Raw genomic sequence first — 12,687 nt, 5'->3', positions numbered from 1 at the left:
TGACAATAATTTCAGGGCTAATTTGATAATTTTTTGTGCCCTATAAAAAACTAACGCCCCTTATTTGCAACTAAGGGGCGGAGTTTTTTATTGCATTGTAAGCGCTTTACAGGCTTTTTACAGCTTAGTTAAGGTCTCATGATGGCGTATCACTTATTTTGCACCGGGTGCAAAGCCGTTGCCAGTAATGTCGAGTTCGGTCATTTCGCCATAATTGGCAGCAATGCCACGTATGCTTTCTGCCTTGCCTATCAAGACCATTTGCAGCTTGTCGCGCGGGAAGTGTTTATCGACTAGTTGCTTGGCTTTCTCTACGTTGAGGCCATCCACATCGCGCATGAAATGATCAATTTGTTCACGCCCTACCTTGGCAACAAACATGTCAGCCAGCAAGCCAGAGAGTTGCTGGTTGGTTTCAAAACGTGGCGGGAATTGCCCTTTGACATAGGCCTTGGCTGATTCCAGGGTCGCGGCATCGATGCCCTTGTCCCAAAGGCGCTGGTAAGTCTTGGCTGCCAGTGCCAGTGCGGCCTCGGTCTTGGGAGTGGCGGTAAAGCTGGAAACAGCAAAGCTGCCTGTTTCAGCCAGCGGGCTGAAACTACTGCCCGCGCCATAGGTCAGGCCAGAATTGACACGCAATTCATCATTGAGCCAGGAAGTAAAACGCCCACCCAGAATGGTATTGATGACTTGCAGCGGTACATAGTCAGGGTCATTGCGTGCTATGCCCTTGCCACCGAACAGGAAGGTGGTTTCGACAGCGTCTGACTTATTGACCAGCCAGACGCGGGCCTTGTCTGCCTCGACCTTGCCGTTGGCGACAGTTGCAGGCACGGCGGTGGTGGCTTTCCATGCACCGAACAAGCTGGCCAACTGGGCGCGCATGACGCTGGGCTTGAAATCACCGACGATTACCAGGGCTGCATTTTCTGGCCTGTAATAACTTGCATGGAATTTTTTTGCATCCTGAACCTGCAGCGCTGTCACGCTGTTGACCGTGCCAGTGACGGGATTGGCATAAGCGCCATTACCGAACAGCATGCTGCGGTAATAGGTTTGCACGACATTGCGTGGGCTTTCTTTGGCTTGCTTCAGGCCATCTACAGTACGTGAACGCAGCTTGCCAAATTCTTCTGCTTCAAACGTAGGGTGCAATACCGCGTCAGCAAAGATGGGCAAAAGTACATCCACATCGGCGCTGGCAAAATCCGCGTTCAGGGAAGTGGCTTCTGTCGAGGTGCTGCTGGCTATGCGTCCACCTCGAAAATCAAAGCTCTGGTCCAGGGTCTTTTTATCAAACTTGCTGCTGCCTAACAGCAAGGCGTCGCCAGTCAGGTTGGCCAGACCTGCTTTGTCAGCATCACTGACGGCACCCGCCTTGACGACAGCGCGCACGGCAATCAGGGGCACATCGTGGCGCTCCATCAAATATACGGTCAGGCCATTAGGCAGCTTGGTGGTTTCAAAGGCAGGCAGGCGGAATTCGGCAGCCTGGCTATTTGCAGCCAGCAAGCTCAGGCTGGCCAGCCCGACCAAACTGCAGGCCAGAGTTTTCTTACTGATCATTTTCTGAGTCATCATCTTATTCCTCCACAGCAGCGAGCACGCCTACTGTTCTTTGTGATTTTTTAAAGTATTTGGCAGCAACGTTCTGGATATCGGCAGGAGTCAATTTGCGATAGGCATCCGGTGCGTCAAACAGTTTCTTGTAATCGCCAAAGAACATTTCATATTCACCCAGCTGGGCGGCCTTGCCATTGATGGTTTCCTGGGTGCGGTAAAAATTCAGGAGTTTCTGGTTTTTTACTTTTTGCAATTCATCTGCCGTGACACCATCCTTGACCAGCCTGTCTATCTCGGCCAGCAAGGCAGCCTCAACCTTGGCGGCAGGCACCTTGTTGGCAGCAACGGCAAAGAAATTGAACAGGCCGGGGTCAAAATTCTTGCCATGATCGGCACCAACCTGGGTTGCCAGACGTTGATCCACCAGGGCCTGATACATGCGTGAAGTCTTGCCATCGGTGAGTATGCTGGCGATGACACTCAGGGCATAGTAGTCAGGGTTGCTGGTCGCTGGCATCTTGTAAGAGACCATGAGATTAGCAGCAGTCGCAGACTCCTTGCGGACAAACACCCGGCGTTCGCCTTTTTGTTCAGGCTCTACCGTACGCACGACAGGTGGCAGGGCGCGCTGTGGCACATTGGCAAAATACTGTTCGGCCAGGCGTTTTACTTCTGTGGCCTTGACATCACCAACAATGACGGCCACCGCATTATTCGGGGAATAATAGACATTGAAATAACGCTGCAAATCATCTTGCGTCCAGGCCTTGATGTCGGACTCATGGCCGATAGTAGGAATGGAATAAGGATGGGCGCGGAAGGCCGAAGCATAGACTTCCCCCCACAGCGCACGCAGGTTCGAGTTCTCCAGGCCAGTGCTGCGCTCGGACAAGACTACGCCGCGCTCGCTCTCAACCATCTTTGGGTCTATGCTGAGATTGGCGATACGATCGCTTTCGAGATCAAAAATGGTCGGCAGGGCGGTGGCCGGGAACCAGTCCTGATACACCGTCAAATCATTACTGGTATAGGCATTATTGGCGCCGCCATTGGCTTCCATGGTGCGGTCAAATTGCTTGGGGCCGAATTTTTTCGAGCCATTGAACATCATGTGTTCAAAGAAATGTGAGAGGCCGGTGATGCCCGGTACTTCATTACGCGACCCGACTTTCCAGTAGGTGTACATGTTCGCATTGGGTATCGTGCTGTTTTCCAGTACCAGGAACTTCATGCCATTTGGCAGGGTAAAGGTTTTCACCTGCTCAGCCGTGACAGCCTGGGCCGTCCCCGCCATCATGCCCAGATACAGACCGCCGACAGCAGCCATGGTTTTCCACTTCATTGCATTTTCTCCCTTGTATGCGTATTTGTTTATTTAATGGTTGCGGGTGCTGATCCCTGAGCTACGACAATTAAAACTGCTTGTAGTTCGGATCAAAAATATTCTGGATATATAAAGACTGATGAATCTAAACCTGAATTTGTCATACTGGCAAGCAAAATCGTTGCACAAATCGTTGCAAATAATCACGATTGCGCTACGTAACTTATGCACTGCGTTATTCACTGCGGCAAGATTGTCATAATCCGTCATATCATTCATAACATTGCAGGCATTCCTGCGCAGAAAAATGCAAGGTTCGACACGATGATATCCACTCCTTCCCCTGCCCGCTTTGGTTTGCGGGCAAAAATGCTCTTCGCTGTGCTGGCCATGGTGCTGGCCGGTTTTGCCGTCACCATCAGCCTGCTGACCAGACAGGCTGGCAGCATGCAGCAGGAATCGGCCCAGCAATATGCGAAACAGCTCGCTATCAACAACGCTGGCAAAGTGGCAGAGCGCATCAACCTCGCCCTGCATGCGGCACGCAGCCTGGCGTTTGAGCTGGCTGCGATGCAGACCAACGGCAAGGCAGACCGCGCCAATGCTGATCTGTTACTGAAAAGTGTGCTGGAAGGCCACCCTGAATTTACTGGCGTAGGCACGATATGGGAAGCCAATGCCTTCGATGGCAAAGACAGCGAATACGCTGGCAAAGAGGGCCATGATGCGACTGGCCGCTACCTGCCCTACTGGAACCGCGGCAGCGGCAAGACCCAGGTCGAAGCGCTGACTGATTATGAGAAAGAAGGTGCAGGTGACTATTATCTGCTGGCCAAAAAAAGCGGCAATGAAGTCTTGCTCGAACCCTATATGTACAAAATCGCTGGCAAGGATGTATTCATGACCACGGTCACCGTTCCGGTCAAGGCCAAGGGCCAGGTCATAGGTGCGGTGACGGTGGATTTGCCGGTAGCGGGTTTCCAGGAAGATGTCAGCAAAATCCACCCTTATGAAACCGGCTATGCCAGCCTGATATCGAATAACGGTATCTATATCGGTGATGCCGATGCAAAAAACGTGGGACAGAATATCGGTGATGGTGCTGCTGCAAAAGCCGCCAAGGCAGCCATCAAGACCGGCCAGACATATAGCGATACTGTTGAGCACAGCGGCATGCAGACTACGGTGAACCGCATCTACGTGCCCATACAGATAGGGGCAACCACAACGCCATGGTCTTTTGTTATCAGCGTGCCAGAAAACAAAATCCTGGCTGACGTGCATTACCTGCGCAATACCGCCATCCTGATCGGTATCTTCAGCGTGCTGGTGGTATCGGCCATCCTGACATTCGTGATTAACAGGCTGGTCATCGCGCCGCTGGGTGGCGAGCCGGATGTTGCCGTCAAGATAGCCAGGAGTGTGGCTGAAGGAGACCTGACCACGGTGGTAACATTAAAAACCGGCGACAACAGCAGCATGCTGTACGCCCTGCAGGGCATGCAACAACAACTGACGTCCATGGTCACGCATATCCGCGACAGCAGCGAGTTTGTCTCGAATGCATCAGGCGAAATCGCCATGGGCAATATTGATCTGTCGCAAAGGACAGAGAACCAGGCATCATCACTCGCACAAACTGCCAATAGCGTGGAAAGCCTGAACCAGACAGTCAGGCAAAATGCCGGCAACGCCGAGCAGGCGCGCCAGCTCGCCGTCTCGGCAGCGCAGACGGCGCAACGCGGCAGCACCCAGGTAGATAAAGTGGTCAATACCATGGCGGGCATCTCGGCTGAGTCGAAGAAGATGTTTGACATCATCGCCGCCATTGAGGGCATCGCCTTCCAGACCAATATCCTGGCACTGAATGCGGCAGTCGAGGCGGCCAGGGCGGGTGAACAGGGCAGGGGCTTTGCCGTGGTCGCGTCAGAAGTACGCAATTTGGCCCAGCGCAGCGCCATCGCTTCGAAAGAAATCAAGTCACTGATAGAAACCTCGATTGCCAAAGTCGATATGGGTTCCGAGGTCGTGGGCCATGCAGGCAAGACCATGACCGAGATACTGGCATCAGTTGAAGGTCTCTCGACGATACTCAATGAAATCTCCAGTGCCTCTGCCGAACAGAGTCATGGCATCGCCCAGATCACGAATGAGATAGGTCTGATGGACCAAACTACCCAGCAAAATGCGGCGCTGGTGGAAGAGTCAGCAGCGGCGGCAGCTTCACTGAAAGAAGAAGCGCAAAAATTGTGGCAGGCACTGCTGGTGTTCAAGGTGCATTAATCACAAGCTACAGTCGGGTAAAAAACAAATGGACATCAAGACCCGTGTCCGATGTCCATTTTTCATTCTTCAACTTGCCGCTATTTCGCCGCAGTCTGCGTCTTTGCCAGCACCTGCAAGGCGTCATTGAATACCTCAGGCTGATAGCCCCGTATCATGCGCTTGCCTATGATGATGACGGGGACGCCACCACTACCCAGTTCTGCATGCCTGCTGGCAGCGGCAGGTGATTTTTCTACATCCAGGTCAGCGTAGCTGATCTTGTTTTCTTTAAAATAAGCACGAGTCATATTGCAAAAACTACAGCTGGCTGTGCCATACATCACTACCTGGGTTTTTGCCTCGCTCAAATGAGCAGAATAATCGGCTTCCTGGTAAGCGGGTTTCATCCATACACTCAGGCGTGGCAAGACATAGCCTATCAGCAGGCCAACGGCGATGATGGCGACATAGGTCAGGATCGTCCTGGCTGTTTTCATACTGGCTTTCATTCAACAAGAGGTGATGAACTAGATTTTCTCACAGGCAGTGACCAGGCTGTTACTGGTCACTGCTGTGGGACAGATACGCCAGGCCAGCGGCTCATAAGCACAGTGGCCAGGGCTTTATCCCTGAAAAATCCTTATTCCGGATACCCGTTCAGGCATTCTTCCATACAGGCAGCCCAAGCCTCAGAGCCACGTGGGCCTTGCTTGATGCATTCTTTATTGCAGAAATAGAATGGAGGAGGGTAGGCAAACGCAGCGCTGCAGCCAATTGCCAATGCAAGTGCAATTAATTTTTTCGTTGTTGATTTGAGCATCGAATTCTCCTGATTTATTGAGTGATGGGGAAACAGAACAACCCCGTAACATTCGCCCCCAGATCAAATGCCGGTTTTTAAACCTGAACAAAACCTGAATAATTCCCGTCTGCCAGCAAGTTCACAGATTTTGTCTTCCCAAGCTGGCTCATGCTTTTTTGCAAATTACTAATTCGACAAAATAATACCATCAAATATATTTGGATTAACAGTATTTAACTATTGCACTTGCACAGAAAATTTGCTTTTTTATTACTTATTTTGTTGCAAAAATCGCCTGCTTCACAGGTGAAATATCTGCAACTCCACTAAAGTACCTGTTAAGCACCCATGGGAAATAGGCGCAGCAGTTTTTGCTGCAATGCAGCATATGTCTTTTTATATGAGGTTTTTGTCGTGGTAAGCTACGCGCCGAATTGACTCAATTCATATCATTTCCAGGTACGCATTGAAAAAAATTTTGCGGCCAGCTGCGACTTTTACACAAAATAATTATTGGAGAGCACTTTGAACCAAATTCAAACGCCAGGTGCACACACTATTCTGGGACACCCGGATAGCTTGTTCGTCCTGTTCTTTACAGAAATGTGGGAACGGTTTTCTTATTACGGCATGCGCGCCTTGATCGTACTGTTCCTGACCAGCAAACTCATAGATGGCGGTTGGGGATGGAGCGACGAAGAAGCTCTGTCCTTGTATGGCTGGTATACCGGTCTGGTCTATCTGACGCCTATCCTGGGTGGTTATATTGCCGACAAGATACTGGGCAGCAGGCGTTCTGTCGTACTTGGAGGTTTCATCATCGCAGCTGGTCATGCATGTCTGCTGTTTGATACGCCAACTACCTTTTACATAGGTCTCGGCCTGGTAGTTGCAGGTACGGGTTTGTTCAAACCAAATATCTCTGCCATCGTAGGCCAGTTGTATAACAAGGAAAATGAAGCCGGCCGTGACGGCGGCTATACCCTGTTCTACATGGGCGTGAACTCTGGCGCTTTCTTTGGCATCCTGCTGTGCGGTTATATCGGCGAAAATATCTCCTGGCCCATGGGCTTTGGCCTGGCCGGTGCCTTCATGTTATTGGGCGCAATCCAGTTCTATTTTGGCCAGGGTATCTTTGGTGATATCGGCCTGGCAAAGTCCCAGCAAACGACCGAAGTCGTCGCAGTTGAAGAAGCAGAACCACATATCGTAGCCGACCGTCTGTTGGCGATTTGCGTATTTTCTTTCTTCACCATCTTTTTCTGGTTCGCATTTGAACAAGCTGGTGGTTCCATGACCATTTTTGCGGATAAATTTACTGACCGCACCCTGGTCGGCACCAGCGGCATGGTGTTCAAGATCATCAATAGCCTGATGACTATCATACCTACCGTCATTCTGTCATGGCTGTTAATCAAATTATTCGCCGGCACGGCCAAGCGTTATCTGCTTTCAAATGCGCTGTTGGTCACCTGCATAGGCGCAATCTGGGTGCTGGTAGTCTGGATGTTGCAACGTGAGTTTGCGCTTGAGCAATCTAATGTTCCCGCCAGTTGGTTTGGTGTATTGAACTCTTTCTTCCTGGTGATCCTGGCACCAATGTTTTCCAAGATGTGGGAAAAACACTGGAACCCTAGCGGCCCTATCAAATTCGGCGTTGGCCTGATCTTGCTGGGCCTGGGTTTTGCTGCCCTGTCCTACGGTGCTGCCAGCATCCCTGCCGGTGCGAAAACTGCAGGCGTCAGCATGATTTTCCTGATCGCTGCTTACTTTTTCCATACCATGGGCGAGCTGTGCATTTCTCCGGTCGGCCTGTCTTACATCAGTAAACTGGCACCACCACGTTTGCTGGGCCTGATGTTTGGCGTGTGGTTCCTCAATACGGCGATTGCAAATAAACTGGCTGGTTACAGCGGCAGTTATATCGGAGCAATCTCGAAACAATATTCATTGTCAATCTTCTTCCTGATCTTCACTCTGATACCGATAGGTGCAGGTATTGTCCTGATGTTGCTGAATAATTGGATGAAAAAGAAAATGCACGGCATCCACTAAGCTGTTCGCTGCATAAAAAAATCCCCGCCCAATTCATATTGCGCGGGGATTTTTTATGCTCATGCTATTTACGCCTTGAATGTCACCCAGGGTTTCAGCCTGACTGCTGCCTTGATCAGGCCAGCTGTTTCTTGCGCTTCTATGACCGGGCCTATGGGTTTATAGGCTTGCGGCGCTTCTTCCACCTTGCGCTCTTCGCGCAGGCTCACGCATTGCCAGTTGGCTTCGCTGTTGTCATGTCGCAGACGCCGTACATCCTGCCTGCGCACACGGCGGCCTGCACCATGGCTGCATGACCATAACCAGTCCGGATTACCAAGACCTTCTACCAGGTAACTGGCATCGCCCATGGAGCCGGGGATCAGGGCCAGGTCACCCTCGCGCGCCGGAGTTGCGCCTTTCCTGTGGATGTTCATGCCATGCTCACGCAAGATGACATTGTGTGGCACATCGACGATCAGGGACGATTTGGCATCCCCCAGCACTGCTTGCAATTGCTGCCTGACCAGTTCTGCCAATACCATGCGGTTGGCCCAGGCATAACGGGCTGCCACGCCCATGGCTTGCAGGTATTCCTCAGCCAGCACTCCGCTGAGTCCATACAGGGCAGTGTCTGGATGCTTGAGACCGGCAGGCCATTCTGCCCTGGCCCTGTCCATCCAGCGCTGGCCGACATAGAAGCCCACATCGCGTGAGCCACTATGTATCATGACGACGATATCGTCCTTGGCCAGGCCTGCACGATAAGCCAAGTGGCGGTCAAAGACGGCATCGACAATCTGCAATTCAACAAAGTGATTACCACCGCCTGGCGTACCCAGGCTAGGGTCGCGTACGATGCCATCGCGATTGAACCAGGCCTCAGGTGCATAGCGGCTGGCACCTGCAAATTCCTGCAAGCCTATGCAGGCAGCAAGTTCTTGTTGCAGGCGGTTGCGGTCGGCTGTGGCCCAGATGCCGCCGTCAGGCAAGCTGTCGAGAAAAGCCGATGGACCCGCATCGCTGAGTGCGGCAAAGGCCTTGGCATGGGCAGGCACATCCCGGCCATTTTCCAGCAAGACACGTTGCAACTGACGTATCAGTGCAGGCTTGTGCTGGCTAGCCTGGGACAAATTAAAGCCTGTAGTCAACAAGCGCATGCCGCAATTGATATCCGTACCTATCGCTGCGGGAATCACAAAGCCAGCATCGGTGGCAACGATGGAACCTACCGGCGCAATACTGCCAGGATGAAAGTCTGGCGTTGCACAAGCCTTGCACACCGCATGATGCCCGTCCGCCGATTTGACTGCGGCAAATGCCATTAACTGTTTTACTGCCTTTTCTTCCAGAGGAAGACTTTCAGGCAATAAGACAGTGGCCTGCGCATGTTCATGATGAAGTTGAAAAATGCCATTGGCATGTTCAACGCGTATGCCCTGTCTTTGCAGGGCAGATTGTAAACGTGAAATAGAAGTCATAGCTGCTACCAAAATTTGAAGTACAGGTGCGCCTCCGGCGATTCGGGGGCATTTGTACCTCTAGCAGCAGCGCCAAGAGGGAGATTTTTAGTATAACTAAAATTGCTGCATCTGCAAACAATTTGTCAGGGGAATGTCTCTTGCCAGCATTCCCTGCTTTTCAGCCAGCGGCCACCTGCTGCACCAGCGCCATGGCGAATTTGCCATTGCCTGTGGACCAGTCAGAATAATCGTTTTCATGCATGAAAATGAAAACATCACCCTTTGCCACACCCGCATTGGCAACGAGGTTTTCTGCAATATGGGCATACAGATCACGCTTCATGGCATCGCTACGACCGCGCCTGAGGCTGATGTCGATGACCACCAGCCTGTCTGAACGCGTAACGCCGTTGAAGCTGCGGCTATAGAAAAAATCTTCGGCCTCATAACTGCTGACAAGATTGAATAATTCGTCTTGCGGCATGCCTATGCTGCTGACCAGTGCCTGGTGTATGCCTTCGACGATAGCCTGGCGTTGTTCCTGGCTGGTACTTTTGCTGACATGGGTGCGGATGAATGGCATGTGATATTTCCTGTAATTGATAGGATGGAAAGTTAAGGCAACAAAGAGCATTTTCAGACAAAGTAATCTGAAAGAAAATCGATATTCACTCGCCCGTATGTGCGATAAACTCACATAATGAAACGTCGCCTGCCACCCTTGAATGCACTCCGCGCCTTTGAAGCCGCCGCCAGGCTGGGGCGCATGACGACCGCTGCCGATGAGCTGGCGGTGACACCCGGCGCCATCAGCCGCCAGGTCCAGCAACTGGAACAAAGCCTGGGTACGGTCTTGTTTGAAGGCTCCAAGAACCGCCCGCAACTGAGTGCCATGGGCAGGCAATTGCTGCCCGCGCTGACTGCTGCTTTTGACCAGATCGATGTTGCCGTGAATGCGGTGCGCAGTGACAATAGAGGTACGCTGGATGTTTGCTGTTTCAACACTTTCACGGTGAAATGGCTGATACCACGTTTGTATGATTTCAATTCCAGGTATCCGGATATTGATGTCAGGCTCAGTTCCACTGACCGTCGCCCCTACGCCACAACAGACACTGAACATGAGCGCTATGACCTGGTGATCATTGTCGATGAAACGGGTGAAGAATCAGATGATAGTGACAGGATCTTGCCACTGTTTCAGGAATGGCTGGGGCCGGTACTTGCACCCACGCTGGCTGCCAGCATCAGGATAGCGGCAGCAAATGACCTTAACGGAAAAACTCTATTGCATACACGCACCAGGGCAAATGCCTGGCAAATGTGGGGGCTGGCGGCTGGTTGCGCGGCACCTGCGGCAGAGGGCAGGGAATTCGAGCACTATTACTTTACCCTGGAGGCCGCCATTGCCGGTCTGGGTGTCTGCATTGCTCCCTGGCATCTGGTAATAGACGATATACGCAGCGGCAGACTGATCGCGCCACTGGGTTTCAGTGCCAGCACTTATCGCTATGTCGCCCGGCGCAGCCGTAAGCAAGATAAAAAACTGGACCTGTTTTGCAACTGGCTGCAAAGCCAGGCAGCGCTGAGCCCTTTGCCGGGTGACAAACTGGAATAAACATTATTTTTAAATAATTGCATCCAAAACCAAATCTCCTGCGTAAGAACAGTGCCCGTAAAGTTTTTTAAATTTCGACGGTCATTTTTCCTACACTTCAGGAGTTGGTCATGAGACAAGTAACATCGAAGTTCAATCAAAAAATCCTGCTCGCCCTGGTCACGGCAGGTAGTCTGAATGGCATTGCCTCGCTGCCAGCGCAGGCTTCCAGCCACCGCGAAGCACCGTTTATTACGCGCCACCCCAAAGTCGATGCTGCCGACTTCTATATGTTCCGTAGCTATGAGGCCAACCGCGCAGCCTTTACTACCCTGATTGCCAATTACTCCCCCTTGCAAGATTCTTATGGCGGCCCGAACTATTTCTCCATGGACCCGGACGCGCTGTATGAAATCCACATCGACAATGTCGGTGATGGCAAAGAACATCTGACTTTCCAGTTCCGCTTCACCAATACCAATAATGATGCGCAGTTTACTGTTGGCGGCAAGAAAGTTTCTATCCCGCTGGTCATCAATGGCGGTGCCATTGACGGTGTGAACCCTGCTGGTTTGAATGTACGTGAAACCTATACCGTCACCATGGTGACAGGCGACCGCCGCACTGGCACCCGCCAGGCGGTGACCAATGCCACCACTGGCTCCAGCACCTTTGACAAACCAGTTGATTACATCGGTAATAAATCGATTCCTGACTACGCCAGCTATGCAGCCAAGCATGTGTTTTCCGTCAATATTCCTGGTTGTACGACACCGGGTAAAGTGTTTGTCGGCCAGCGTAAAGACCCCTTCGTGGTCAACCTGGGTGAAACTTTTGACTTGATCAACATCAAGGCTCCTGCCACTGCATTTGATCCAAATGCAGAAAAAGCTGGCCATGATGACCTCGCCATGAAGAACGTCACTGCGATAGAAATGGAAGTACCCACCAGTTGCCTGACCAATGGCAAGGAAGCCGTCATCGGTGGCTGGACGACAGCCAGCTTGCGCCAGGGCCGTGCGATTAACCCGACCCCAAGCAGCACAGGTGCGGCATCGAAGGAAGGTGGCGCATGGACGCAGGTATCACGTCTGGGCATGCCACTGGTGAATGAAGTCGTGATTGGTCTCAAGGAGAAGGATCAATTCAACCATAGCAAACCTAGTGGCGATGCACAGTTCATCAACTATGTGACCAACCCTACCCTGCCTGCATTGGTAGAAGTATTGTTTGGCAGCGCTGGTGTCAAGGCACCAACCAACTTCCCGCGTAATGATCTGGTCGCCGCTTTCCTGACAGGTATCAAGGGTGTCAATCAGCCAGCAACAGTCACACCATCTGAAATGCTGCGTCTGAATACCACAACGCCTGTCAGTGCAACGCAAAATCGCCTGGGTGTCATCGCTGGTGACAGTGCGGGTTTCCCTAATGGCCGCCGTCCAGGCGATGACGTGGTAGATATCGCCTTGCGTGTAGTCATGGGTCGCTTGTGCACACTCAGCATAGGTTGCGTACCAGCTGATGCCCCAGCCGGCAGCATCGATTTCACTGATGGCGCCTATCTGGATAGCAGCTTCATCGACAATGCCTTCCCTTACCTGAAAACCCCTGTGGCTGGCGCACTGAAACGCTAAACGTT

10 protein-coding genes are annotated in these 12,687 nt (G+C 51.9%); 4 read left to right on the top strand and 6 right to left on the bottom strand.

Going from position 1 to position 12,687, the window contains the following annotated elements; genetic code table 11:
• Positions 1-153: 153 nt before the first annotated feature.
• Complete coding sequence (locus tag UNDKW_RS28860; RefSeq protein WP_232063163.1) at positions 154-1,581, bottom strand: pitrilysin family protein; 1,428 nt, start codon at positions 1,579-1,581, stop codon at positions 154-156.
• Between the two features lies 1 nt (position 1,582).
• Positions 1,583-2,905 (bottom strand): pitrilysin family protein, encoded by a 1,323-nt coding sequence (locus UNDKW_RS28855; protein ID WP_162061590.1) that lies wholly within the window; start codon positions 2,903-2,905, stop codon positions 1,583-1,585.
• Positions 2,906-3,211: 306 nt separating this feature from the next.
• Between UNDKW_RS28855 and UNDKW_RS28850 the strand changes: the two genes are divergently transcribed.
• Positions 3,212-5,170, top strand: coding sequence for a methyl-accepting chemotaxis protein (locus UNDKW_RS28850; RefSeq protein WP_162061589.1), 1,959 nt, complete (start codon positions 3,212-3,214; stop codon positions 5,168-5,170).
• An 80-nt stretch (positions 5,171-5,250) separates the two neighbouring features.
• Here the strand turns inward: UNDKW_RS28850 and UNDKW_RS28845 are convergent, their stop codons facing one another.
• Positions 5,251-5,649, bottom strand: coding sequence for a glutaredoxin domain-containing protein (locus UNDKW_RS28845; RefSeq protein ID WP_162061588.1), 399 nt, complete (start codon positions 5,647-5,649; stop codon positions 5,251-5,253).
• A gap of 143 nt (positions 5,650-5,792) precedes the next feature.
• The gene (locus tag UNDKW_RS28840) at positions 5,793-5,972 is read right to left on the bottom strand and encodes a hypothetical protein (RefSeq protein ID WP_162061587.1); all 180 of its coding nucleotides are present in this window, start codon (positions 5,970-5,972) and stop codon (positions 5,793-5,795) included.
• Positions 5,973-6,479: 507 nt separating this feature from the next.
• Between UNDKW_RS28840 and UNDKW_RS28835 the strand changes: the two genes are divergently transcribed.
• On the top strand, positions 6,480-8,009 hold the full coding sequence (locus UNDKW_RS28835; RefSeq protein WP_162061586.1) for a peptide MFS transporter: 1,530 nt from the start codon (positions 6,480-6,482) through the stop codon (positions 8,007-8,009).
• Between the two features lie 68 nt (positions 8,010-8,077).
• Here the strand turns inward: UNDKW_RS28835 and UNDKW_RS28830 are convergent, their stop codons facing one another.
• Entirely contained in the window at positions 8,078-9,469 is a 1,392-nt protein-coding gene (locus UNDKW_RS28830) for an RtcB family protein (RefSeq protein ID WP_162061585.1), read from the bottom strand.
• 160 nt (positions 9,470-9,629) lie between these two features.
• Positions 9,630-10,034 (bottom strand): tautomerase family protein, encoded by a 405-nt coding sequence (locus UNDKW_RS28825; protein ID WP_162061584.1) that lies wholly within the window; start codon positions 10,032-10,034, stop codon positions 9,630-9,632.
• 117 nt (positions 10,035-10,151) lie between these two features.
• Between UNDKW_RS28825 and UNDKW_RS28820 the strand changes: the two genes are divergently transcribed.
• Together UNDKW_RS28820 and UNDKW_RS28815 are read left to right on the top strand one after the other, a co-directional pair.
• On the top strand, positions 10,152-11,069 hold the full coding sequence (locus UNDKW_RS28820; protein ID WP_162061583.1) for a LysR substrate-binding domain-containing protein: 918 nt from the start codon (positions 10,152-10,154) through the stop codon (positions 11,067-11,069).
• Positions 11,070-11,179: 110 nt separating this feature from the next.
• Complete coding sequence (locus UNDKW_RS28815; protein WP_162061582.1) at positions 11,180-12,682, top strand: DUF4331 domain-containing protein; 1,503 nt, start codon at positions 11,180-11,182, stop codon at positions 12,680-12,682.
• Positions 12,683-12,687: the final 5 nt, after the last annotated feature.

Source organism: Undibacterium sp. KW1 (genome assembly GCF_009937955.1).
Taxonomy (GTDB): Bacteria; Pseudomonadota; Gammaproteobacteria; order Burkholderiales; family Burkholderiaceae_D; genus Undibacterium.
Note: the sequence above shows the minus strand (reverse complement) of the source record. Positions and strands in the feature narration are given on the sequence as shown.